The 25,454-nt window shown below is 61.4% G+C and carries 12 protein-coding genes and 1 pseudogene; 6 read left to right on the forward strand and 7 right to left on the reverse strand.

The annotated features are described in order from the left end of the window. Positions 1 to 91 precede the first annotated feature (91 nt). The 5 genes from QWI75_RS00130 (at position 92) to QWI75_RS00150 (ending at position 6,438) form a co-directional block, all read left to right on the forward strand. On the forward strand, positions 92 to 880 hold the full coding sequence (locus tag QWI75_RS00130) for an ROK family protein (protein ID WP_289266648.1): 789 nt from the start codon (positions 92 to 94) through the stop codon (positions 878 to 880). 81 nt (positions 881 to 961) lie between these two features. After that, on the forward strand, positions 962 to 3,031 hold the full coding sequence (gene tkt / locus QWI75_RS00135) for a transketolase (RefSeq protein ID WP_370693604.1): 2,070 nt from the start codon (positions 962 to 964) through the stop codon (positions 3,029 to 3,031). Between the two features lie 12 nt (positions 3,032 to 3,043). Continuing rightward, positions 3,044 to 5,080, forward strand: a complete 2,037-nt coding sequence (locus tag QWI75_RS00140) for an FAD-dependent oxidoreductase (RefSeq protein ID WP_289266650.1) — start codon at positions 3,044 to 3,046, stop codon at positions 5,078 to 5,080. A gap of 58 nt (positions 5,081 to 5,138) precedes the next feature. After that, positions 5,139 to 5,723: a sugar O-acetyltransferase gene (locus tag QWI75_RS00145; RefSeq protein ID WP_289266651.1), complete on the forward strand. Its 585-nt coding sequence runs from the start codon at positions 5,139 to 5,141 to the stop codon at positions 5,721 to 5,723. A gap of 73 nt (positions 5,724 to 5,796) precedes the next feature. Continuing rightward, positions 5,797 to 6,438 carry an NAD(P)-dependent oxidoreductase gene (locus QWI75_RS00150; protein WP_289266652.1) on the forward strand — a complete coding sequence of 214 codons (642 nt, stop codon included), beginning with the start codon at positions 5,797 to 5,799 and terminating at the stop codon, positions 6,436 to 6,438. A gap of 163 nt (positions 6,439 to 6,601) precedes the next feature. Here the strand turns inward: QWI75_RS00150 and QWI75_RS00155 are convergent, their stop codons facing one another. The 7 genes and pseudogenes from QWI75_RS00155 to QWI75_RS00190 all read right to left on the reverse strand — a co-directional run bounded on the left by QWI75_RS00155 (position 6,602) and on the right by QWI75_RS00190 (position 23,515). Continuing rightward, positions 6,602 to 7,636, reverse strand: coding sequence for a M23 family metallopeptidase (locus tag QWI75_RS00155; protein ID WP_289266653.1), 1,035 nt, complete (start codon positions 7,634 to 7,636; stop codon positions 6,602 to 6,604). Between the two features lie 16 nt (positions 7,637 to 7,652). After that, positions 7,653 to 17,411: a calcium-binding protein gene (locus QWI75_RS00160; protein ID WP_306417577.1), complete on the reverse strand. Its 9,759-nt coding sequence runs from the start codon at positions 17,409 to 17,411 to the stop codon at positions 7,653 to 7,655. Then, positions 17,408 to 18,283: a hypothetical protein gene (locus tag QWI75_RS00165; protein WP_289266654.1), complete on the reverse strand. Its 876-nt coding sequence runs from the start codon at positions 18,281 to 18,283 to the stop codon at positions 17,408 to 17,410. Before QWI75_RS00165 ends, QWI75_RS00160 begins: the two co-directional genes overlap by 4 nt. Before the next feature lie 132 nt (positions 18,284 to 18,415). Then, entirely contained in the window at positions 18,416 to 19,480 is a 1,065-nt protein-coding gene (locus QWI75_RS00170) for an SGNH/GDSL hydrolase family protein (protein ID WP_289266655.1), read from the reverse strand. A 97-nt stretch (positions 19,481 to 19,577) separates the two neighbouring features. Next, a complete protein-coding gene (locus tag QWI75_RS00175) occupies positions 19,578 to 20,984 on the reverse strand; it encodes an HlyD family type I secretion periplasmic adaptor subunit (protein ID WP_289266656.1) in 1,407 nt (468 codons plus the stop codon). After that, positions 20,981 to 23,151, reverse strand: a pseudogene (locus tag QWI75_RS22545) (type I secretion system permease/ATPase). Before QWI75_RS22545 ends, QWI75_RS00175 begins: the two are co-directional and overlap by 4 nt. A 25-nt stretch (positions 23,152 to 23,176) precedes the next feature. Next, a complete protein-coding gene (locus QWI75_RS00190) occupies positions 23,177 to 23,515 on the reverse strand; it encodes a hypothetical protein (RefSeq protein ID WP_289266659.1) in 339 nt (112 codons plus the stop codon). 916 nt (positions 23,516 to 24,431) lie between these two features. On the opposite strand from QWI75_RS00190, the gene QWI75_RS00195 reads away from it, so the two are divergent. Next, positions 24,432 to 25,451: an alcohol dehydrogenase gene (locus QWI75_RS00195; protein WP_289266660.1), complete on the forward strand. Its 1,020-nt coding sequence runs from the start codon at positions 24,432 to 24,434 to the stop codon at positions 25,449 to 25,451. Positions 25,452 to 25,454: the final 3 nt, after the last annotated feature.

Here is a 25,454-nt window from a genome sequence, read left to right on the forward strand (position 1 = left end):
GTGAACAAGACTGTCTTCAAGCTGAACTGCGGAGAGCCGGCAGACGTTCATCGTACTATCTGTTGAAACGGGTAGAGACAGGAGCGTGGGAATGGCAACTCAGCAAGGGAAGATCGGCGAGAGGACCACCCGCCGCTCACCGAAGGTGCTGGTCGTTGACGTGGGGGGAACCAATGTCAAGATCCTCGCGACCGGGAAACGAACGCCGCGCAAGGTCGCGTCCGGTCCGGCCATGACGGCCAAGGCCATGGTGGCGGCGGTCAAGCAACTTGCAGCCGACTGGTCCTATGAGGTCATCTCGCTCGGCTATCCCGGGGCCGTCTCGAACGGGCGGCCGGCTGTGGAACCCAAGAACCTTGCGGCCGGCTGGGTGGGCTTTGATTTCGAGAAGGCGTTCGGCTGTCCGGTCAAGGTGACCAATGATGCGGCGATGCAGGCCCTCGGGAGTTACGAAGGCGGGCGCATGCTGTTCTTGGGGCTCGGCACCGGCCTTGGGTCCGCGCTGATCACCGACGGCGTCCTGGTGCCGATGGAGCTGGCGCATCTGCGCTATCGAAAAGGCCGCACCTATGAGGACTACGTCGGCCTGCGCGGGATCAAGCGGTACGGCAAGAAGAAATGGCGCCGGTACGTGGACGATGTCGTGGCAGCGCTCCACCGGGCGCTGCAAGCCGACTATGTGGTCCTCGGCGGCGGCAACGCGAAACGGCTCATGAAGCTGCCTGAATGGGCGCGATTGGGCAACAACAACCACGCGTTCACCGGCGGGTTTCGGCTGTGGGAAGAATCCTGGAAGGACGAGCGCCCCGCCTGCGTGGTGCAGCGAACCGGGACGGGGGCGGAGCGGAGAAGGCGAACGCGCATCCAGAAGAGCGGATGATTGTTGGAACGAAAATGGGCGGAGCAACCATTGGAGGCCGCGATGCAACAGGACAAGTCAGTCACGAGCCGGGCGCAGTCCATGCAATCCATCGATAGGCTCTGCATCAACACCATCCGCACCCTCTCGATGGATGCCGTGCAGGCCGCCAACTCCGGCCACCCCGGCACGCCGATGGCGCTGGCGCCGGTGGCCTACTGTCTGTGGCAGAAGTTCTTGCGGTTCGACCCGGACGATCCGATCTGGCCGAATCGCGACCGGTTTGTACTCTCGAACGGCCATGCGTCGATGTTGCTGTATTCCTTGTTGCACCTCTGCGGCGTCAAGGCGGTCAATCCCCAGTACGAAACGCTCGGGCGACTCTCGGTCACGCTCGACGACATCAAACAATTCCGCCAGCTCGACAGCAAGTGCGCGGGCCATCCGGAGTATCGCTGGACCTCCGGCGTCGAGACGACCACGGGGCCGTTGGGCCAAGGGGTCGCGACCAGCGTCGGGATGGCGATCGCGAGCCGCTGGATGGCGGAGTATTTCAACCGACCGGACTTCGCGATGTTTGGATACGACGTGTACGCCGTCTGTGGCGACGGCTGCTTGATGGAAGGGGTCGCCGGAGAAGCCGCCTCGTTGGCCGGCCATCTGAAGCTCTCCAACCTCTGCTGGATCTACGACAACAACCGGATCACGATCGAAGGCCACACCGACTGGGCCTTCAGCGAGGATGTCGCCACGCGCTTCATCGGGTATGGATGGAACGTGACGCGGGTCGGCGACGCGAACGATCTGGAGATGCTCGAACGAGCGTTCCATACGTTCAAGAGCACCGGCGACCGTCCGACCCTCATCATCGTGGACAGCCACATCGCCTACGGCTCGCCCAACAAGCAGGACACCCATGCGGCGCACGGCGAGCCGTTGGGAGAGGACGAGATCAAGCTGACCAAGCGCAACTACGGCTGGCCGGAGGACGCCAAGTTTCTGGTGCCGGAGGGAGTCCGAGAACATTTCCAGGCGATGATGGGCCGGCGCGGGCATCAGGCGCGCGAGGCCTGGATGGCGCAGTTCGGCGACTATAAGCGGCGATATCCGGATCTCGCCGATCAGCTTGATCGGATGCAGCACCGGCGCCTGCCGGACGGGTGGGACAAGGACCTGCCGCCGTTTCCCGCAGACGCCAAGGGGCTCGCCTCGCGTGATTCCTCCGGCAAGGTGCTGAACGCCATTGCTAAGAATGTTCCCTGGTTGATCGGCGGCTCTGCGGACCTGGCCCCCTCGACCAAGACGAGGATCACGTTCGACGGAGCAGGAGACTTCGAAGCCGGCTCGTATGGCGGGCGGAATTTCCACTTCGGCATCCGCGAACATGCGATGGGCGCCGTACTCAACGGGCTCTCGCTGTCCAAGGTGCGGCCCTACGGGTCCAGCTTCCTGATCTTCAGCGATTACGCCAGGCCGGCGATCCGCCTCTCCGCGCTCATGGAGATTCCGGTCATCTACATCTTTACCCATGATTCGATCGGGCTGGGCGAGGACGGCCCGACCCATCAACCGGTCGAACAGCTCGCGTCGCTCCGGGCCGTCCCCAACCTGATCGTGCTTCGGCCGGCCGATGCCAACGAAGTGGTCGAGGCCTGGCGGGTCGTCATGCAGTTGCGGCACGAGCCGGCCCTGTTGGTCCTGTCGCGGCAGGCCTTGCCGACGCTGGATCGCACGAAGTACGCGCCGGCCTCCGACCTGGCCAAGGGGGCCTATGTGCTCGCCGATCCGGGCGGCACGCCGGACCTGTTGCTGTTGGCGAGCGGGAGCGAGGTCTCGCTCTGCCTCGCGGCCGCCGATCAGTTGAAGGCCGACGGCATCAAGGCCCGCGTGGTGAGCATGCCGTCCTGGGAGCTGTTCGAGCGGCAGAGCCAGGACTACCGCGACAGCGTGCTCCCGCCGGAGGTCACCGCGCGCGTCGCCGTAGAACAGGCCTCGACGTTCGGCTGGACGCAGTACACCGGACGCGAGGGGGCCGTCATCGGCATGAAGACCTTCGGCGCCTCGGCGCCGTTGAAAGCATTGCAGCGCAAATTCGGATTTACGCCCGAGCAGATCACGGCCGCCGCCAAGGCGCAGGTGGCCCGAGCGCGGGCGCATGCCCGCGGGGGTTGAACGCCTGACGACATGGACCCCACGAGAATCGTCATCATCGGCGGGGGCTTCGCCGGCGTGAAATGCGCGGGAATCCTCCGCAAGCAATTGCCGCCGCAATCCTGCGAGATCGTGCTGTTCAGCCGGGAGAATAACATGGTCTTTTACCCGTTGCTGGCCGAGGTGGCCGGCGCCGCGATCAACCCCGGCGCGGTCACGGTCCCCTTGCGCCAGATGCTGCCCGGCGTACGGTGCCGGACGGAGGAGGTGAGGCAGATCGACCTGCCCGTGTCCGAGGTTGAATATGAAGGATACGATGGTCGCGTGAGCCGCATGCGGTTCGACCATGCCGTGCTGGCCTGTGGGACGGCCGTCAACCTCACGCTCGTCCCGGGCATGGTGGACCACGCGTTTCCGCTGAAGTCGGTGGGCGACGCCATCGCGCTCCGGTTCCATGTGACGGAGCAATTGGAAAAGGCGGAGGTCTGCGACGACCCGGAGCGGCGGCGCTGGTATCTGTCGTTCATCATCGTCGGCGGCGGGTTCAGCGGGGTGGAGGTGGCGGGGGAGATCAACGATCTGGTGCGAGCCAGCCTGCGCTTCTACGGCAATTTTACGGCAGAGGAGATCAGCGTCACGCTGGTGCATGCCAGGGATCAGATTCTTCCGGAAGTGAGCCCGACCCTCCGCGAGTTTGCCCGAATGAACATGGAACAGGCCGGCATCCGGATGGTGTTGAATGCCCGCGCGGTGCTGGCGACAGCCGAGGGGGTGGAGCTGCACGACGGTCGAATGCTTCGCGGCGCGACGGTGGTCTGCACGATCGGCACGACCCTGCCGCAACTGGTGCAGCGGCTGGACGCGCCGAAGGAGCACGGCCGGTTGCTGACCGATCCCGACATGCGGCTGCGCGGGACGTCGAACGTCTGGGCCATCGGCGACTGCGCCTCTGTCCTCAATGCCTACGACGGCCAGGTCTCTCCCACGACCGGCCAGTTTGCCGAACGACAAGGCAGGCAGGTCGCCGAGAACATCATCCGCGTCCTCCGGAAGGAGCCCACCAGGCCGTTTTCCTACAGGCCTTTGGGCCAACTCTGCGGGATCGGCGAACGGAACGCGGTGGCGGAGATTCTGGGCGTGCGGCTATCTGGGTTTCCGGCCTGGTGGCTCTGGCGGACCGTGTATCTGCTGAAATCGCCGTCCTGGTCCCGCCGGATCAAGGTGGCCTTCGATTGGACCTGGGAACTGCTGTTTCCGCGGGATCTGGCCTATCCCCGGGTCGATCAAACGGAACGGATCGCGCGGGCGCACTATCGCCCCGGCGATTACATCTTCGTCGAGGGGGAGCCGGCGGTGAATTTCTACGTGATCGAACAGGGCGAGGTCGAAGCCATGCGGCGAGACGCCACGGGACAGCCGAAGATCATGGCGGTATTTGGACCGGGAGAATTTTTCGGCGAGATCGCCCTCCTCGACGGCACCCTGCGCATCGGAAGCGTCCGGGCGCGCACGGAGGTCGAGGTGCTTGTCATGGGGAAAGAGGTCTTCTCGCAAATTTCCGGCGCCCTCACGCCTTTCCGCAACCTGGTGGCCCAAGCCTTGCGATGGCGGCGTCCTCGGTTGAATCCGCGACTGACCCAAGCCTGGGGTGTGCTCGAACGCCGGCCCCTGTCCACCTTCATGGAGGCGGTCCCGGAGCATCGCCTTGCTCCCGACGACACGTTTGAGGATGCCGTCCGGTTGTTTGATGAACACGGCCTCGAGTTCCTCTGCGTGCTGGATCAGGACGGGCGCTTGCAAGGTGTCATCACCAGAAACGAATTGTTCGAAGCCTTTGCGCAGGGGAAAACCGCAGCCACGAAGGTCCGGGACTTCATGAAGGCCGATCCCGTGGTCGTCACGCCGAATGAGCCGAGCTTGATGGGAGGCGATGAGATGAACCGGCATGATCTCGACTGGCTGCCGGTCGTCGAGGACAAGGGCTCGCGGCGCTTGGTCGGCGTCATCCGCTCCGAGCGGATGCTCCGGCATCTGGTCTCGCATCTGACCGGCGGGCCTGCGTCCAACTGAAGAGATGGGTCGGGAGAGTCGGAGGCGGCGGCGCCACCGCTTCAATCGAGGGGATTCGATGGGCATCAAGACGGAAAAGGCGAAGATGCTGGCCGGTGAGCTCTATCGCTCCGCCGATCCCGAACTCGCCGCGGACATCCGGCGGGCGCAGCGGCTGTTGGCGCAGTACAACGCGACGTTGGAGGAGGAGACGGACAAGCGGGCGGCGCTCTTGGGTGACCTCTTGGGCTCATGCGGCGACGGCGCCGTGATCAAACCGGTCTTTGCCTGCGACTATGGCTATAACATCCGGCTCGGACGGAATGCCTTCATCAACTATCACTGTGTCTTCCTCGACTGCGCGCCCATCGAGGTCGGGGATAATCTGCAGATGGGACCGGCCGTGCAACTGTACACCGCCGAGCATCCGCTTGAGGCGGAGAGGCGGCGATCTGGTCTCGAATATGCTCGTCCGATCCGCATCGGCGATGATGTCTGGATCGGAGGCGGCGCGATCATCCTTGCAGGGGTGACGATCGGCGACGGGAGCGTGGTCGGCGCGGGCAGCGTCGTGGTTCGCGATGTCCCGCCGGGCCGCGTCGTCGTCGGCAATCCGGCCCGCGTGGTTCGCACCCTTGATGGCGGCGGGGATCATGACGCGTAGAACCGCCGGAGGCCGGGAGGGCCTTCCATGATCACGTTTCATGTGATCCGATGACTCGCAAGGAGGTTCATAAATGAAGATCGCAGTGATCGGCGCCACGGGGTTCGTCGGGTCAGCCATCGTGAAGGAAGCCTTGGATCGGGGCCATGAAGTCACGGCCATCGTGCGGCATCCGGAGAAGTTACAACCCCACCCGAAACTCCACCCGCAGAAGGGGGACGTCTACAACGAGGACGAGCTGGCTCGGCTGGTCACGGGGCAGGAGGCCGTCATCAGCGCGTTCAACCCCGGATGGGGCAACCCCGACATCTATCACCTTCAGGTCAAGGGTGCGCAGGCCATTATCGATGGCGTGAAGAAGGCCGGCATCATGCGATTGCTGTTCGTCGGCGGGGCCGGGAGCTTGGAGGTCAAGCCTGGCGTCCAAGCGCTGGACCTGCCGGGATTCCCAGCCGAATATAAGCAGGGCGCGCTGGCGACACGCGAGGCCCTGAATTTGCTGCGGAAGGAGTCGGGATTGGAATGGTCTTTCCTCTCCCCTTCAGCCGACCTGGCCCCGGGCCAACGGACGGGAAAGTTCCGGCTCGGCACGGATCAGATGTTGAAGGATGCGGAGGGACAGAGCCGGATCTCGGTCGAAGACTATGCGGCGGCGATGCTCGACGAAGTTGAGCGCCCGGCCCACATCCGGCAGCGGTTTACGGTGGGGTATTGAATCGAGACCTCACCCCGCCTCTCCCCGGTGGGGGAGAGGATAAAGGTGAGGGGGGCCATTCACGACAAAGGCTGTATCCGGCAGAGTGAAAGGGAACGCCGCGCTTCGTGAGGCACGAATGACAATGGCTTGCCGTTACAGGGCGCGTCCTGATTCAAACCTGTTATTTGAGAAACATGGAAGTCGTGGCTCTGGTTGTGAAGACCTTCTCCGGGTGAGTTCGGCGGAGAATGACCTCTCCGTTGTACAGTCCCTCGACCCATTCTGGTGCCGTACGAGATCTGCCAGCGAAGAGAAATTGGCGAGCCCGCGTTCGATCAATAACCTGTTCATAATCAAGCAGGGATTGATCATGGGGACCCGTGATACGCAATCTGACTCGATCGCCCTTCTGTACTCCAAATAGATCCACCCACAAGACGAGTCTCTGTGCCGTACGGTCCAAGCCGGGCTGACGAGCTTGACCACGACGAATGTCGGCAATGCGCGGAGGTTCATCAGAAAGCCCAAGGTTATAGAGGGCCACCTCTTCATACGGAATGCTCTGGGGTTCGGCCCACAGCGAACGACCCTGTGAGCGGCATCCCGCGCCAAGGCCCAGACCCGTAAAGGGGTCGACAATCTTCCCGTTGTGCCGAACAGTCAAATGCAGGTGCGGAAATGTGGTCTTGCCGGATATGCCAACCAAGCCCAACTCGCTTCCACGAGCGACTCTCTCTCCTACGCGCACCCGAACGCTGTCACGTCGCAAATGACAATACTGCGTTTGCCATCCTCCATCGTGATCCATCACCACCCCGTTGCCACATTCACGTCCAGTGATCGAGCGACCAGCAGCATCGTGTTCGAGTAGGACATCCTCCATGTCATTGCGGATGGCGCGGACCGTGCCTGATACCGCAGCGATCACAGAAACCCCTCGATGCATCTGATCGAGATCACGAATCGCAAAATCAACACCGTCATGCCCATCATAGGTTCGAGGTTGACAGTGGAAATCCTGCGCCTGTGCGCCAGGATTCACGTCGACATAATTGGCGACCCAACAGGTTTCAGTGAGCCGACAATCCAGTGGCAGGGAGAGAGCAAGCTCGCGTGGAGACAGAACAGGATCGGAATCCGGCCCGGCCTCGCCCGCGGCAGGACCGGATCCGATCACGAACAGCGGAATGACCCAAAGGAATGCGTAGCGTGTCACGCGCGAACCAGAGACCCTACTGCCAATTCGCAGCCAGGATATTCTGCACATCCTGCGGCCGTTGGTCGATCGCCTGATCCCATGTCAGCCCCGTCTGCTGGGTGAAGGCGGCCATGGCTTGGATCAACTGATCCACCTGTGAATTCACCAATGTCTGTCCATTTCCGGCTTGCAGGGTTTCGACCTGATTGGCGCTGTTGACATACCAGTTCTGGATCGTCATCTGATCCGAAGTCCCATGAATGGACAGCCGCAAATCGTCCGCCTGCCGGCTGAGTACGAGATCCAGCGGGTTGATGTTCGAACCAAAGAGCAGGCTATCGCTCGCCCCTTCGGTATCCTGAAGTAGGTCCTGTCCGTCGGTCCGGTTGAACTGATATAGATCATTCCCTGCGCCGCCGCTCAACGAGTCGTTGTCCGCTCCTCCTGTGAGCGTATCGGCTCCGGCGCCCCCGACTAAGGTGTCGTTCCCGGCGCCTCCGGCCAGCGTGTCATCGCCGTCGCCCGCATCCAACCCGTCATCACCCTCACCGCCCGTGAGGGTATCGTTTCCCACGTCGCCATTCAGGTAGTCGGCCCCCAATCCGCCGCTTAACGTGTCGTGGCCTGCATACCCATAGAGCCGGTCATTGCCCCCATTGCCCGTCAGGTTGTCATTCCCCTCCCCGCCATCGAGCCAGTCAACCGCGTCACCCCCGACAATCGTGTCGTTCCCCCCGCGGCCCTCTACATAGAGCGCCGCCGTCGTCGCCGGCGTACCGTTCGTGAAGACCTCGTCTCCTGTGCTGCCATAGACCGTCTCCACGCTCGCCACGCCGATGTCCAGGGTCACGCCCGTGGTGCCCTGCACCCACAGCGTGTCCGCTCCAGCCCCGGCCAGGATACTCGTGTCCGCGCTGTCGACGTGTAGGATGTCGTCCCCGTCACCGGCATCTAAGGCGTCCGCCCCCGCCCCGCCCACCAGCGTGTCGTTCCCGGCGCCTCCAATTATTGTATCGGCGCCGTCGCCGCCCACCAGGCCATCGTTCCCCGCCCCACCGAGCAACGTGTCGTTCCCCGCATCGCCCTGCAGGTAATCGTCGCCGTCGCCCCCGTCCAGCACATCATGGCCCGGTGTGTCCCCGATGTCATACGCATACTCGCCATAGAGCCGATCATTGCCCGCCCCGCCTATCAGTGCGTCATCGCCTGAATTTCCGAACAATTGATCCGGGGAGTCTCCACCCGTGATCTGGTCGTTGCCTCCCCGCCCTTCCACATACAGGGCGGCGGTCGTCGCCGGCGTACTGTTCGTGAAGACATCATTGCCCGCCCCGCCGTAGACCTCTTCGAATGTCGACAGATCCACCGTCACCCCGCCGGCTCCTTGCACAAACAGCACGTCGCGGCCGGCTCCGCCGCCTACGCTCGTATCTGCACTATCGATCGTTAATACGTCGTCACCCTCGCCGCCATCCAGACTGTCTGCTCCAGCCCCGCCGTTGAGACTGTCGTTGCCTGCCCCGCCTGTCAGCACATCGTCGCCGTCGCCACCGGCTAGCCCATCATTGCCCTCGCCACCCAGTAGCGTGTCGTTCCCCGCATCGCCCTGCAGGTAATCATCCCCCGTACCCCCATCCAACACATCATTGCCCGGCGTGTCGCCGATGTCGTAGGCATACTCCCCGTAGAGGCGATCGTTCCCCGCGCCCCCCATCAGCGTGTCGTTGCCCGAGTTGCCGAACAACTGATCGTGGCCGTCCCCGCCGATCACCTGGTCGTTGCCACCACGGCCTTCGGCATAATCATTCCCGCCCAATGCGTCGATGATCTCGGCATCGTTCGTACCGTAAAGGACATCGTCACCTTCCGTCCCCGTGATGGTGGGAGTGAGCAGACTTGCCAGGCTCACCTCGCTGTTATCGGCAAACACCAACGTCTCCACCACCAGCGATCCATTCACGCCAGTCGGGTCAAAGTTGGTGAGATGAATCGCATCCCCACCCGTGCCGACCTGAATCGTGAGGGTGTTCTGACCCTGAACCAGAGTGAGGTCGGCTAGGGCAATCCCGGCTCCAAACTGGATGCGGTTGCCCTCCCCCGACACCGCCATGTCCTCAATCGTGTCCACCCCGTCGCCAAGGTTGAAAATATAACGATCATCCCCCGTCCCGCCACGGAGGGTGTCATTACCGGCACCTCCGGTCAGGACATCGTTGCCTGCGCGACCCTGCAGCACATCGTCGCCCTCAAGGCCGACGATGCGGTCCACCACGTTCGTCCCCGTGATCGTATCGTCATCGGAGGTGCCGACGAGATCAAACCCACGATCGATCACCTGTTGGTAGCTCAACACGGTCCCGTCGGCGAAGCGGAATGTCTCGACGGCATGCGACCCATACGGATCATCAGCGGAAAAGTTCGAGAGCCGGAGAAGATCTCCTTCCTCTCCGTAGTGAATCAGAAGTCGTCCATCAGCCACACCAAGCGCAAGAGAGCCGACAAAGATGCCTTCGCCGAAGCTGACGACATTCCCTTCACCAACAGTCGCGCGATCGATAATCGTATCGATTCCACCAAACTCGTTCACGAGGTAGGTATCATTGCCGCTTCCACCGATTAAGACATCGTTTCCGGATGGAATGAATCCGCCTTCTCCTTGCTCACCGTCTCCACCGGAAAGGACATCATCTCCGTCCTTCCCATCGAGAACATTGTCGTTCTCATTGCCGGTGAGGGTATTATCGAGCGCATTCCCAATTCCAAGGATCGCATCTCGTTCCGGGACAACAAACTCGCCGGAAATTTGCAAGGTTAAATTTTCAACGTGCGCCGGTAGCACAAAGTTCGCCGTGCTTGTCACGCTGTCGATCCCCGCTGAGGCTTCCTCGATGATCGAGTCTAACTCGTTATCCACCAGATAGACATCATCACCGGCTCCGCCAATTAACGTATCCGCCCCCGCCCGGCCGTCGAGGAAATCATCGCCGTCGAGACCGCTGATCGTCTCGTTAGGATCGGCCCCGAAGAGAAAATCCTGATCGGCGGTACCTGTGATTGACGAGGTCAGAGCTTTCAGCATCTCTTCATCCCAGATCGTGCCATCGGCAAACCGCACCTGCTGAATGGGATTCTGGGACGTGCCGTTAAAAAATGTGCCCGCCACCGTGAGGCGATCGGTCGTGCCGTTAATGGAAAGCTGTAAGCCTCCCGCGCTATTGCGGGAGATGGTGACATCGTGCGGCAGGATGTCCGGGGCTAACTGAATGACATTCACGTCGCCAAATTGACCCTCCTCATAGATGATGTCCTGACCGTAGCCTCTCCCAAACACGTATGTATCGCTCCCAAATCCGCCCTGCAATTGATCCGCTCCCGCGCCGCCGTCGAGGAGATCATCCCCGCCTGCTGATCCGAACACATCCCCGTTCAACGTATCGTCGCCCAGGCCCCCGAAGAGTTGATCATGCCCCTCTCCGCCATTGAGCGAATCATGTCCGGCCCCGCCCTCCAGGAGATCGTTTCCACCTCCCCCATCCAGCAGATCGTTGCCGTCTCCGCCGTCCAGTCTGTCATGGCCAGGCAACAGAGACGGACGCGCGCTATCGAAGAAGAAGGAATCGAACAGGGCGTCCCCGTACAGACGGTCGTCGCCGCTCCCGCCGTCGAGAATGTCATTTCGGCCGCCGCCATAGAGGCGATCTTGTCCATCTCCGCCAATAAGCTTGTCGCGACCAGCAAAGATGTACACCTGCGCATTGTCAAGAAGGTTATCGTCCGACTCATCGCCGATCAATGTGTCGTCCCCCGCACCACCGTCAATCAGGTGATCCGGATTGGTCTTGTATAGAACATGCGGCTGTATGAAGTCATTGCCGGCGGTCCCTTGGACCAAGACGCGGGTCTGGTCTTTCAGGGTCTCGGCATTCCAGATTGTCCCATCAGCAAATCGCACCTGCTCAACCGCGTAGGCCGCATCATCGAAGAAGGACTGAATGGTCAATTGGTCGGCGGTGCTGTTGATGCGCAGGACCAAATCGGTGTGGCTGCGGCTCACGGTCACGGTGCTCGGTGTCACACCGGCCCCCATCTGAACCGTATCGACGTTGCCGGCCACCGTATCGAAATCCAACAACACATCCTGTCCGGACCCGAGTCCGAAGTGATAGGTGTCGTTCCCGTCATAGCCGTAGAGTCGATCGTTCCCGGCCCCGCCGGTGAGCACGTCCGCTCCACCGCCACCGTACAACGTCTCGTCCCCGGCCGTACCGGTGAGGGTCTTCGGTATCCGATCCGTGACCGCCGCCACGTCCCACAGGGTGCCATCGGCAAGGACAAAGGTTTCCACTTGATTGGCTCCCCCGAGAAAGAAGGATTGGATCGTGAGCTGAGCCGTGGTCCCGTTGATGCTCAGCACCAGATCATCGCCGTTGCGTGAGACCGTCAGGTCCGACGGCGTCACATCGTCCCCGAACTGGATCGTATCGACATTGTCGGCGGTGGCATCTGTATCGATGACCGTGTCACTCCCCGACGTCCGTCCAAAGACATAGGTGTCGTTACCGGCTCCGCCCGTCAGCACGTTGGCGCCGCTGTTACCCGTCAGCACATTGTCCAATTCGTTGCCTGTGCCGTTGATCGCCGCCGCGCCCGTCAACGTCAGGTTCTCGACGGTGGCGCCGAGCAGGTAGCTCTGGTCCGTCACGACCGTATCAATCCCCTCGCCCGCCTGCTCCACCACTGTGTCGCCCGCGCCGATCACATAGGTGTCGTCACCCATCCCGCCGGTGAGCACGTTCACGCCGCTGTTGCCGGTCAGTACGTTGTCCAGGACGTTGCCCGTGCCATCCAGGTTTGCCGCACCCGTGAGCGCCAGATTCTCGACGTTCATGCTCAGGGTAGAGCTGACCGTACTCTGGACCGTGTCCGTCCCTTCACCGGCGGCCTCGGTCACGGTGTCGCCCACTTGGTCGATCACGTAGGTATCATCTCCCGCACCACCGGACAGGGTATCGGTCCCCAAGCCGCCATCCAGCACGTTGGCGCCGCTGTTACCCGTCAGCACATTGTCCAAGGCATTGCCTGTGCCGTTGAGTGCCGCCGTGCCCGCCAACGTCAGGTTCTCGACATGGGCACCGAGCGTGTGGCTCTGGTCTGTCACGACGGTATCAATCCCCTCGCCCGCCTGCTCCACCACCATGTCGCCAGCCCCAATCACATAGGTGTCGTCGCCCATCCCGCCGGTGAGCACGTTCGCGCCGCTGTTGCCGGTCAGCACATTGTTCAATTCGTTGCCGGTTCCGTTGATCGGCGCGGTCCCGGTCAACATCAAGTTCTCCAGGTTAGCCCCGAGTGTATGGCTTTCTGAGCTCTGAACCGTATCGATGCCCCCGCCCGGCAGTTCCACGATCGTATCCCCGGCGCCGGCGACATAGGTATCGTTCCCCAAGCCGCCTGTCAGAATATTGGCCCCGGCATTGCCGACCAAGACGTTATCCAGCTCATTCCCCGCGCCCTGGATATCAGCGCTGCCGGTCAACGTCAGGTTTTCGAGATTCGCCCCAAGCACGTACGTCTGCCCGGTCTCGACGGTATCCGTCCCCTCACCGGCCGACTCGACGACGACATCGCCCGCGCCGATGACGTAGGTGTCGTTGCCTGCTCCGCCCGTGAACACATTGGCGCCGCTGTTGCCGGTCAACACGTTATCCAGGACGTTGCCCGTGCCATTCACATTGGCCGAGCCCATGAGGGTCAGATTCTCGACGTTCGCACTCAGGGTATAGCTGACCGTGCTCTGAACCGTATCGATGCTCTCCTCCGCCCCTTCCACAACCACATCTGCTTGATTGTCCACTTGGTATACGTCGTTGCCCGCTCCGCCGATGAGCCTATCCACGCCTGCACCACCATCCACCACATCGTCACCGTCCAATCCGGCCAGCACATCATCGGCGCCGGACCCCACGAGCGTCTCCGCCTCATCGGTTCCGGCGATCACTTCCTCGGCACGAGCCTGGAGCATCGCGGCGTTCCAAATCGTCCCATCCGAAAACGCGACCTCCTCCACTTGAAAGGCAGGATCGGCGTAGAAGTAGGACAGCGTGAGCCGATCGCCCGTCTCAGGGACGCTCAGGAGCAGATGTTCTCCGCTGCGCATGACCAGAACATCATTGGGGACAAGACCGGCACCCACCTGGACCCTATCCAGATCGGTCGTGGAGAACGTGAAAGACGGCTCGGGCGAGCTGCCTTCGCCGGGATTCGCGTCAAACGCGGTATCGCGACCGGATCCCCGGTCGAACATGTATGTGTCGTTCCCGCCTCCGCCGTAGAGGACATCATGGCCGGCTCCCCCATCCAGCACGTCATCACCGGTCAGGCCGACGAGAATCTCATCGGCGGCCGCGCCTTGAATCAGGTCATTGCGATCCGAGAAGCCCTCCAAGCGGCCGTCTTCTCCCGTCCCGCTGAGCACTCGATCTTGGATGGTGTTCAGATCCCAGACGGTGCCATCGGCAAACTGCACGGTGACCGCGCGGGTGAAGTCGGCGCCGAAGATGCCTTCGAGGGTGAGGCGGTCGGTTGTGCCGTCAATCGTGAAAATGAGCTGGTCACCATCGCGGACCACATGCACTTCATTCGGCTCGAGGTCGCTGGTCATTTGCACCGTACTGCTGAATCCCAGATCGTACGGGAAGCCATAGCTCACCCGATCCTGTCCATACCCCCGACCGAAGACATAGGTATTGTTCCCAGCTGTGCCGTCCAAGAGATCATTGCCACCGCCCCCATCCAGCACGTTCGTCCCGTCGCCCCCGAAGAGTTGGTCGTTTCCCTCGCCGCCGATGAGGATGTCATCGCCCACCCCAACACCAGATCCTCCATCACCATGCAAGACATCGTTCCCGTCCTCGCCTTCGAGCCGGTCATTTCCATCCCCACCGGACAGGCTGTCATGGCCGACACCCCCAATGAGCAGATCATCGCCGACGCCCGCATCGAGGACATCGTCGCCCTCCCCGCCGTCCAGCGTATCGTTGCCGCCGATCAAGGTGTCGTTGACATCAACGCCGCGAATCGCCCGGCGGTCTCCATACAAGAGATCATTCCCCTCGCCTCCCGTGAGCGTATCGGCACCGGCCCCGCCGTACAGTTGATCGTCTCCTTCCCCGCCGTCCAACGTGTCGTTGCCGCTCACGGTCGAGTAACGGAAGAAATCATTGAATAGAGAGGTATCGCCGAGAGGAGGTGCGCTGAAAATAAAATCGTCCCCCACCAGCAGGTCCTGGCCGGCGCCTCCGGCGAGGAGGTCATTTCCGCCGCTGCCATAAAGGCGATCGTCGCCGTCGCCGCCGTCCAATTCGTCCGCCCCGGCAGTCGGATTGGCAGTAAATACCCCATCGAGCACCTGGTCGTCTCCCACCAGTTGATCGTGGCCAATCCCGCCGATCAACACATCGGCCCCGACGCCGCCTTGGAGATCATCATCACCCGATTCACCATCCAGCCGATCATTGCCACCGTTGGCATTGGTGAGCGCGCTTTCACCAAACAGCCGATCGTTCCCCGTCCCTCCGGCAAGGATGTCATCGCCATCCTCTCCGTGCAGTTGATCGTCGCCGGCCCCGCCGTCCAGAAAATCGTTGGCCGTGCCGAGAAAGGCTGCCCCTTGATTGTCTCCCCAGAGAGCGTCATCCCCATCACCGCCAAAGAGCACATCATCGCCACCCTGACCGAGCAGGTCATCGACCCCCGCACCCCCGTACAGCAAGTCGTTGCCCCCGACGACCGTATTGCCGACCACCGGGGAATCGCCGAAAAGCAGATCGCTGCCGTTGCCGCCCGCGAGCACATCGTGTCCGCCCCCACCGGCGAGGCCATCATCCCCCTCGCCGCCGTCCAGGGTGTCGTTGGCGCTGATGCCATCGAAGGCCGTCTCACTGTAGTCGCCCCAGAGCGAGTCGTTGTCCGCGCCACCCACCAGCACATCGCTCCCGCCGCCACCGTAGAGGATGTCCTGACCGCCTCCCCCATCGATCCAATCCTGCCCGTCCCCCGCCGTGTCATAGGAGCTCCCCGCACTGTTCGGCCCATCCGCCATCAGCGTATCGTCGCCGGCCTCTCCATGGAGGACATCATCCCCCTGTTGCCCATGCAGCGTGTCAGTCCCTTCTCCGCCAAACAGCACATCATGCCCGGTCCCGGCCTGCAGGCTGTCATTCCCGGCCTCGCCGTACAGCTCATCGTTGCCGACGCCGCTCACTACCACGTCGTTTCCCCCGAGGGCATGGACGACATTGTTGGTCTCCCCGGTAATCGTGTAGCTGTTGCTGGTGTCGTCAAAGAGGGGCACAGTGATCGTCTGGCCGGGATTGTTCGGATCAGGGATCTCCTGCGTGAACTCGGTGCGGGTAGGCAGGCCGTTGGCGGGGGGTGGCTCCTTCAGCAGAATGCCAAGTTGGCCATTCGTGAACCCTTTGACCGTCACCATCCCGCCGGCGCCGGTGATCGTGAGATCATGGCCTGCGATCCCGTCCCAGGCATAGGTGACCTGCCCGTCCAGACTCGTATAGACCGCCTCCCCCGCCTTCTTCACCCCGCCTCGAAGGAGCCGCTCGTCATAGACCACCACGCCTTGGCCATCGCCGCCATCCGTAGGGTTGTCGACGATGAGATCCGCTCCATCGCCCGAGTTGTAGATGTAGAGGTCTTTGCCCTCTTCGCCGCGCAGGACGTCATCGCCGTGATCCCCGATGAGGATGTCGTGGCCGATATCACCCAACAAGAGATCATTCTCCTCGGAGCCAATGATTGGATCTCCCGGAGCCTCTCCGGCGACGAATGCATGTTGGACGACTATTGAGGGCGGGACGAAGTTATTGATCAGATGTTCCGTAGCTCTCTGGATAAGATCTCTGATTCCATCATTACCGAGTCTGTTTCCCTTCAGGCTAAGGTCCGCTATGACCACTTGGTCATAGACTTTACTGCCCAGGAGATTGCGCAAGCCTCCAAGAATGAAACGAGAGTCCTCTTCGGTAATCCCAAACGTTCCGCTCGCAACCTCCAGCACGTTGCTGAACCGCCGCATTTGACCATCGGGACTGTTTTGTCCTTGGGTCGTGCTGAAATAAAACCTGAGCAAGTCCTCAACCCCCAGATCACCCTGAATGCTCACAGGTCGAGGTACACCTAGGGTCACCGGTTGCCGTTGGAGGAACTGCACCAACTTGGCATTTGGCCCACTCGTCTCAATGCCGAATTGGTTGTTGTAATCGATCAAGAAAAGACGTCCGAAGTCTGATTGAAGAAATGCTTGATCCGCGCCAGAAGTGAATTGCTGAATGATGCCGTCAATCTTTCGAATCTGTGTGTCGATGTCCCGAGGATAGGCGGCGTCTATTTGCTGGACTCCGTACGAACTCTGCAGGGCATCGTTGATCTTGCTAATATCATTTTGTGTTAAGCCGGTTCGCTGCGTCGTCACTATGTTGAAAATGCGAGTAATTTCTTGGGACGTGAAGATAGCAACTCCACCTGTTTGTGCATTAGTAAGAATATTGAGAAATAATTGCCGTGCAGTAAGGGTGTTCCCAGGTGTGTCATCAATTTCATGATTTGCCTTGAGATCCCACTGGAGCGGCCCAAAACTATAACCGCTTCGGCCTCCCGCATTGCTTAACTCATAGGCTTTGGCTGTGTTCGCCGGAAGTTCATTCTGAATCAAGACCCGGTGAACAGAAACGGCAAAGCCGGTAAGGTTATCGCCGCCCGTGAAACGCACTGGCTTCATTTCGCACCTGCCTTGTTGAGATTGGTGACATATTCATACACTGCGTCATTGAGCGTCTGGTCGTTATAGTCCTGATTCCGTTGCTTCACACGTTCCAGAACAAAGGTTTCCAGAGCCTGTCGGTCAACCACGAATACTTTACGATTCAACAACTCACTCTTCGTGTTGAATTTGCGATCGAAGCGCATGATGATATTGCCGTACTGGTCGTAGAGGAGAAATGTTCCATCCTCCAGCGGAATAATGTATGGGTACACTCCCTGCACCCGCATAGTGACAGCTTTTTGCTTTCCGATGAGATTCTCGTTTCGCTCGCTGGGGTAACACACTGGTTCCTTGATCGGCCTTTCGAGCAGGTAAATCAGGTGCTTCTCGACTATGACCTTCTTGTCAGGATCCAACAACCTGAGGTACCAATCCAGGTAATTAAGGCATCGGCTTGCCCCTTTTGTTGCCTCTTGTACCTCGCTTCCATCTGTGAGAATCCATGGATGAGGCTTGCCAAACTCCTGGGGCACTCGGTCCTCGCGATGCTGCTCCGTAAAGTCGCCCACTTCCTTCCCATCCCACTTCTTCCCAGAGAAAAACGATTGCCCTGCGTGCTCATATTTGAGATCGCAACAGGACCCGTTTTTGCGTCGTTGTTTCCGGATTCGCTCGATGTACATGGCCACATAGTCGCCGTCATCCTTTTTGAAGATCATGATTCCCGAGTGACGACTGTTCTTTTCTGGCCACGGTAACTCATATCCCCACACCTCCGGATAGGGTGGATACTTTTTCGTGACGGCTGGTTCCTTTGCAGTCTCCCCCGCCCATGCGACACCGCCGGTCGCCATGAGACACAGCCCCGCAAGAATCAATAGTCTCATTCTCATAACCACCTCCCGGGTAACGCGCCACTTCGGACCAGTGCTTCAGGGGATTCCTCTCTCAAGCTATCATGACCGTTGCCGCTTTCTCCGTCATGTTCGTCCGCCTACCCGGCTCCGCGCGGCCGGCAATCAGTGCACGATGCCCAGCGATTCCAGCCCGCTCTTGAGATAGGCGGCCACGACCGCGTGCCCCTGGGCCGTCATGTGGCGATCACGCGGGTAATACGTCTGCACCCCCCTCTCCCAGGCCGTACGCAGGGCGAGCCGTGGGTCCAGCACGGACACGCTCCGCTCGCGCCCCCACTGGAGGACCCGTTCAGTCCTGGCGTCGACGAGCGCGTCGCCCCCCTGGTGCACCTGCGCCCAGGAAGGAATGAGGAGGATCAGCGGCCGGATGCCCTCACGCCGCATCCACTCGTCCCACGAGCCCAGCAGCCGGCTGATCACGGCCCAAGCCCGCTCCTCATGTTCCGCATCCACCGCCCCGGACGACGGGAACAACCGGTCGTACTCCCGCCTCGCCCAGCGCTGCCGGGCCCAATTCACCAGGTGGGAATGCTCGATGAGGAACCGGTACCCGGGGAACGTCTGGATGAACGACTGCTGCTCGTAGTACTTGTATTTTGGCGACGTCTCGGCGGACACGCGCCGGCGGACCAGCCGGCCGTCGACCACCTCGAAGAGCCCGGCGTAGAGCACGTCGTCGACATCGTTCACGGCAAAGAACGCCAGCACGACCGCGTCGGGACGGTAGAGGGGCACCAGCCGCTCCAACCAGATCATCTCCTGGTCCGTCCCGTACCCGCGGATCGCCGCGTTGATGACCTCGTACCGGCCGTCAAGTGCGCGCTCCAGCACCTTGGGATAGGTCTGCTCCGCTTCCACCCCCTCCGCGAAGGTCATGGAATCCCCGATCACCAGCAGGCGCTCCAGGATCCCCGGCGGCTTGGTTGGCGCGTAGTCTCGGTCGCGCAGGCCGTGGGCGTTGGTGCCGATGCTGACCGCGAACTCGTCCTTCACGTCCGTCCCGCGCGTGCCGGCAGGAAGGCGGTAGATCAACTCCTCGTCCATGATGACGGGTACCGTGACCTTCGTCGGCTGCGGGGCCAGGAGCCTGACCGCGAACTCCGAGGCGCCGAGCGCCATGCCGGTCGACAGGGCGACGGTGAGGAGCGCGAGCCACGCCCTCCGCACGCAGCCGCTCCCTCTCACGCCAGGGGAATCAAAAGGGGACAGTAACTGTCCCTGTTTTTCTCTGCCACGCATCAGATTTCCTCGTGGTCCTCCTGCTTCACCGTTCCCGCAAGCTCTCCTGCACCGACTTCAACAGCGGACTCAGCAGATACTCGATCACCCGGCGTTGCCCGGTCTTGATCTCCACCGTGACCGCCATGCCGGGGGACAGATTCACGAGCTTCCCTTCCACCTGGATCGTCGCGCGATCCAGGCTGACGCGGGTCGGGTACACCAGGCCGACTTTCTCGACCGGTGCGGCGTCGTCGGAGACACTGAGCACGTTGCCTGGGATCGTCCCGTAGAGGGTGAAGGGAAAGGTCTCGACTTTGATCTCCACCGGTTGGCCTTCTTTGACGAAGCCGACATCCTTGTTTTCCACCTGCGCCTCGACTTCCACCGGATGGTCCTGGGGGACGACCATCATCAAGGGTTGAGCCGGCGTCACGACGCCGCCTAGCGTATGCACCGCAAGTTGCTGCACCACCCCGTCGATTGGGGAGATGAGACGTTGCAGGTCCGTGCGCTGTTCCGTCTTGACCACTTCCTGGGCGAGGGACCTGGCTTTCGTTTCCGTCGCGGACAGTTCGGCCTGTTTGGTTTGGAGAAACTCCGACACGAGCGCCCGATAGCTCTTCTCCGCTTCTGCCAGGGCCGCCCGATCTTGCCGCAGCTTGCTCCTCTGTCCCGCCAGTTCCTGGGCCTTGTCGATGCGTTGTTGCTCAAACTGGAGATAATCCATCCTGGAGACAAACTGGTTCGCGAGCAGTTGCTTGTAGGCCGCGGCCCGTTCGGCCTCGATCGGGACGGTCGCTTCCAATCGCCGGATGTTCTCCTTGGTGGCCTCCAGCGCGGCTCTGCGCTGATCGATCAGATGCCGGGCCGCCTCGACCCGAGCCTGATATTCGGCCAACTGGTCCCGCAAGAGTTGCTGCTGGAGCCGGATGTACTGGGGATCGCCGTCCGGCGGGGCGTCAAAGGCGGGCTGCCCCGCGATCAACGCCCGCAGTCGCGCCGCCTCGACCGTTGCAGCCCGATACTCGTTGGCGGCTCGGTCGCGGTCGGCCCGGTTCTGCGTCGGATCGAGCTCGATCAACAGGTCGCCCTTCTTCACCACCTGTCCATCTTGCACGTGGATCGATCGCACGATGCCGGTCTCGAACTGCTGGATGACCGGCTGGATGACCTTGGAGTGGCCGCTGGGGATGATCTTGCCTTGGGCCGTGGCGACGATATCGATCCAGCCGAGGCAGGCCCACGTCACGGCCGCGGTGAAGACGAACAGGATCGTCCAGAGGATCGCCCGTCCGATGGGGGAGGGCGGAGCTTCTTGGATCTCCAACACGGCTGGCAGAAATTCCACCGCCTTGCCCTGAGGAACGGCGGCAAGAGGTTTGGCCGTTTCGAACTGCCACGCCGCGCGCCAGACTGACAGATGGCGGGAGAGGGTCTGGATAAGAGTCATGCGGCTACGGCGGAGCGCCCCTCCTGATGTCGATGTAGGCGGCGGTACATGCCGTTTCGCATGAGGAGTTCCTCATGCGAGCCCTGTTCCGCGATGGTCCCTTTGTCGAGAACAAAAATTCTGTGCGCTGGCCGCACCGTGCTCAACCGATGCGCAATGATGATGACCGTCCGGCCTTTACAGATCTGGTGCATATTCTGTTGGATGATGGCTTCCGACTCATAATCGAGCGCGCTGGTCGCTTCGTCAAAGATGAGGATGCGCGGATTGGCCACCAATGCGCGGGCGATGGCGATCCGTTGTCGTTGGCCGCCCGAGAGCGAACAGCCCTGTTCTCCGACGAGCGTGTCGTAGCCTTCCGGCAACTCGAGGATGAACTCATGGGCGCCGGCGAGTGTGGCCGCCTGTATGACGCGGTCCATGGAGAGCCCCGGGTCGGTCAAGGCGATGTTATCCCGCACGGAGCGGTTGAATAGAAAATTCTCCTGCAGCACGACCCCGACCTGACGTCTCAGCCAGGCCGGGTCCACTTGCGCGAGATCCACCCCATCCACCAGCACTCGGCCTCGCTCCGGCACATAGAGTCGCTGCAGCAATTTCGCGATGGTACTCTTGCCCGATCCTGACCGGCCCACGATGCCAATTACCCGTCCTGGCTGAATCGCCATGGACACCTGTTGGAGCACGGCCGGGCCATCCGGGCGATAGCGGAATGTCACGTCCTCGAAGGTGATCTGCCCGGCGATCTGCGGCAAGGTGGTGCGATTGGGATTGTAGGAGGGTTCGGGCCTGGTGTTCAGGACATCCCCGAGCCGTTGCAGCGAGATCCCGACCTGCTGAAACTCTTGCCAGAGGTTCACGAGCCGCAACAAGGGGCCGGTCACCTGGCCCGCGAGCATCGTGAACGCAATCAATTGGCCGATACTGAGGTCGCTCCCGATCACAAGATAGGCGCCGGTCCAAAGAATGGCGATGGTGGTCGCTTTTTGAATGAACCCCGCCACTTGGCCGGCGATCGTGTAAGGCTCGTGGCGCGGAAACTCGCGCGCACATAGCCGGCGAGTTGCTCGTCCCAGCGGCGTTGGAGCGGCGGCTCGACTGCCAGGGCCTTCACGGTTTGAATGCCGCTGACGGCTTCGACCAGAAACGCCTGATTGTCCGCGCCACGGGTGAATTTCTCATTGAGCCGGGTCCGGATGATCGGCGTGATGACAAGCGAGAGGATGGCGTAGAGGGGCAGGGAGCCCAGAACGATCAACGTCAGGGAAGCGCTGTAGCACCACATGACGACGAGAAACACGACGGTGAAGACCACGTCCAGGACCACGGTGACGGAGTTGCTGGTCAGAAACTGGCGGATATGTTCCAACTCCCGCACGCGGGCGACGGTGTCGCCCACCCGGCGGGCTTCGAAATAGGCGAGCGGCAGCGAGAGGACATGCCGGAACAGGTGTGCGCCCAATCCCACATCGATGCGGTTCGTGGTATGGGCGAATAGATAGGTGCGCAGGCCGCCCAACAGGGCGTCGAACAGCGCGAGCGCGACCATGCCGATCGCGAGGACATGCAGGGTCGTGAAGCCCTTGTGGACGAGGACCTTATCGATCACCACTTGCGTAAACAGCGGGGTCAGCAGGGCAAAGAGTTGCAGAACAAACGAGGCTAGCAACACTTCGCCCAGGAGACGCCGATATTTGACGATCGCCGGGATGAACCAGGTGAAGTCGAACGTAAGATCCTGTTGGCGAAGGCCCGCTCGCTTGGTAATCAGGAGCAGCTCGGCCGACCACGTCGCTTCGAAATCGGGCTTGGTGAGGATAGTCGGCCGCTCGCCGAGCGGATCCTGCACCAGAATCTTCTCGGCCTCGGCTTTGGCGACGACCACGTAGCGGCCATCCGATTGTTTGGCCATGGCCGGCAAGGGGATGCTTCCCAGTTCCGCCCAGCGGCTGCGGATATGTGCCGCTTTGAGGCCGAGATGCTTGGCGGCCCGCAGGAGATTCGCGTCCGAGAGGACCTGGCCGGTTTCGCCAAACTGAAGCCGGAGTTGCGCGCCGTCGGCCGGCACCCCGTGGAATCGGGCCATTAAGAGAAGACAGTGCAACCCCGTGTCGGAGTCTGACGAGGCAGTCTGAGGAGTCCCGGGGGCGACGCAGGCGGTATTCATGCTGGGAGAGCGATCACGACATTCGTTACGACTTCTTCGAGATCCGGCTCTGTCGGAGACCGGTCAGAACCTGTGTCAGTTGCTGCTGCAGGCGAAGCACCGCGTCGAGTGGCAACGCAACTCGGGTCGCGAGTTTTCCTTCCAGATGCTTTGGCAGTGCCCCACCCGTCTGCGCTCGACGCATCACCGCAGCGATGACCGGAGGCTCGATAAACCCAAAGTCCACATGGGCAAGGCCCTGCGCAACCCCGATGGTACTGTAATTTGCGAGGATCGGTTGATCTCCATGACCGTTCGATTTGAGTCGGACCTTCAACGTGACGCTCTGAGTTCCATTCGGTTTGGAATTGTTCTCTTCGGTCATTCCCATCCTCCTTCACATGTCCGGTATGAGTCTATGAAATTGGGTTACCGCGCCAACCACGCCCTTCCAGATAAGCCTTTCTATCGGATCGTTCACGTTCGAACTTGAAGCCGGGAATCCGATCAAACCATCATTCCTTCCTTCTTTGAACATGTCTTGGAGGATGCCGAAGCAATTGCAATGCCAGAGCAGGTTCTTGAGCGATGGTTTAACCCTAAGGTTGGTGCCCACCATATTGACGGGCTCATCGTGAGTCGGCGCCGAGTCATTCCGATTTGATTTGTATGTGTGATAGGCAAGAAGAATGTGTATGGTTCAACGGTCGCTGCAGTTCATGTTTGCACACCGCTTGAACAGGCCTCAAAATGTTCTTTCCGGGATAGTGGTTCGTGAGGGAAGCTGGGCTGCCATGAGAAGTCTTCCAAGTTCACGGCGCCGACATGCCGCCGTGGTGACACGAGAGAAGTATCTCTTCACCATTGCCCTCTGCGCCATGTGCCATCAGGGCAACGGAGCAGGGGCCCAAAAAACCGGTTGGGCTCCGGGCGGGGGCACGTTGGTCGCGCAACCTTTCCTCCCATCAGACGAACGGGATCGGCGCCTGGTCCGATGCAGCCATTGCTCGGGCCATTCGGAGCGGAGTCTCCGCGAACGGTCGAGCGCTGCATTGGCAAGGCATGATCTGGGACCATGCGTCGAAGTGGGATGAGGAAGATGTTCGGTCCTTGGTCGCGTACATACGAACGCTGCCGCCGGTTGACCGGAAGGTTCCAGACCCTCGGCCGCCAAGCGGAGAGGATTGTGAGAAGGCGACTGTCTGGGTGGGAGAGAATGATCTGCCCGGTTGTCGCTAGTGTCTGGGCAAGAATGAATGCTGACAGCAAGGTGAGGTTCATCAGTACAAAGGAGGCTTGTCATGGCTCGGATGAAAGCCGTCCAATCGAGCGGACCGGGAACTGACTGGGAACTCGTCGAGCGAGGGATTCCGGAGCCGGGGCCCGGGCAGGTCCGGATCAAAGTCGAGGCCTGCGGCATCTGTCATAGCGACATGTTCGTGAAAGAGGGCCTCTGGCCAGGCCTTCAATACCCGCGTATCCCGGGCCATGAGGTCGCCGGACGGATCGACGGGGTCGGCTCAGCCGTCACCGCCTGGAAGAAAGGCCAGCGTGTGGGAGTGGGATGGCATGGCGGTCATTGCGGCCACTGTGAGTCCTGTCGCCGCGGCGACTTCCGGATGTGTCGATCGGCCAAGATCTGCGGCTTCAGCTATGACGGCGGCTGGGCTGAGTATCTGGTCGTGCCGGCCGAAGCGGTTGCTGCGCTGCCGAATGAGCTGCCGGCCGAAGAAGCAGCCCCGCTGCTCTGTGCCGGCATCACGACCTTCAACAGCCTCCGGAACAGCGGGGCGAGGGCGGGGGATCTCGTCGCCGTGCAGGGCATCGGCGGATTGGGTCACCTGGGAATCCAGTATGCGTCCAAGATGGGTTTTACCACTGTCGCAGTCGGCCGGGGAAAGGACAAGGAAGCACTGGCGAAAGCACTCGGCGCCGTCCATTACATCGATGCGGCGGCCGCGAACTCGGCCGAAGAATTGCAACGACTGGGCGGCGCGCAGGTGATCCTCGCGACGGCACCGGACAGCCAGGCCATCGCATCGATGGTGGATGGACTCGGGGCGAACGGGACCTTGCTCATCCTGGCGGCACCGGGCCAACCGGTCATGGTCAATGCCGTCACGCTGATTGGGAAACGCGCGGCTGTTCGAGGCTGGCCCTCCGGCACGGCAACGGATTCGGAAGACACGTTGCGCTTCAGCGTGCTGGCGGGAGTCCGCCCCATGATCGAACGCTATCCGTTGGCGAGGGCGAACGAGGCTTATCAGCAGATGATCAGCGGCAAGGCGCGGTTCCGCGCGGTATTAACCTTCAACCCCTAAGGG

The organism is Nitrospira tepida (assembly GCF_947241125.1).
GTDB lineage: Bacteria > Nitrospirota > Nitrospiria > Nitrospirales > Nitrospiraceae > Nitrospira_G > Nitrospira_G tepida.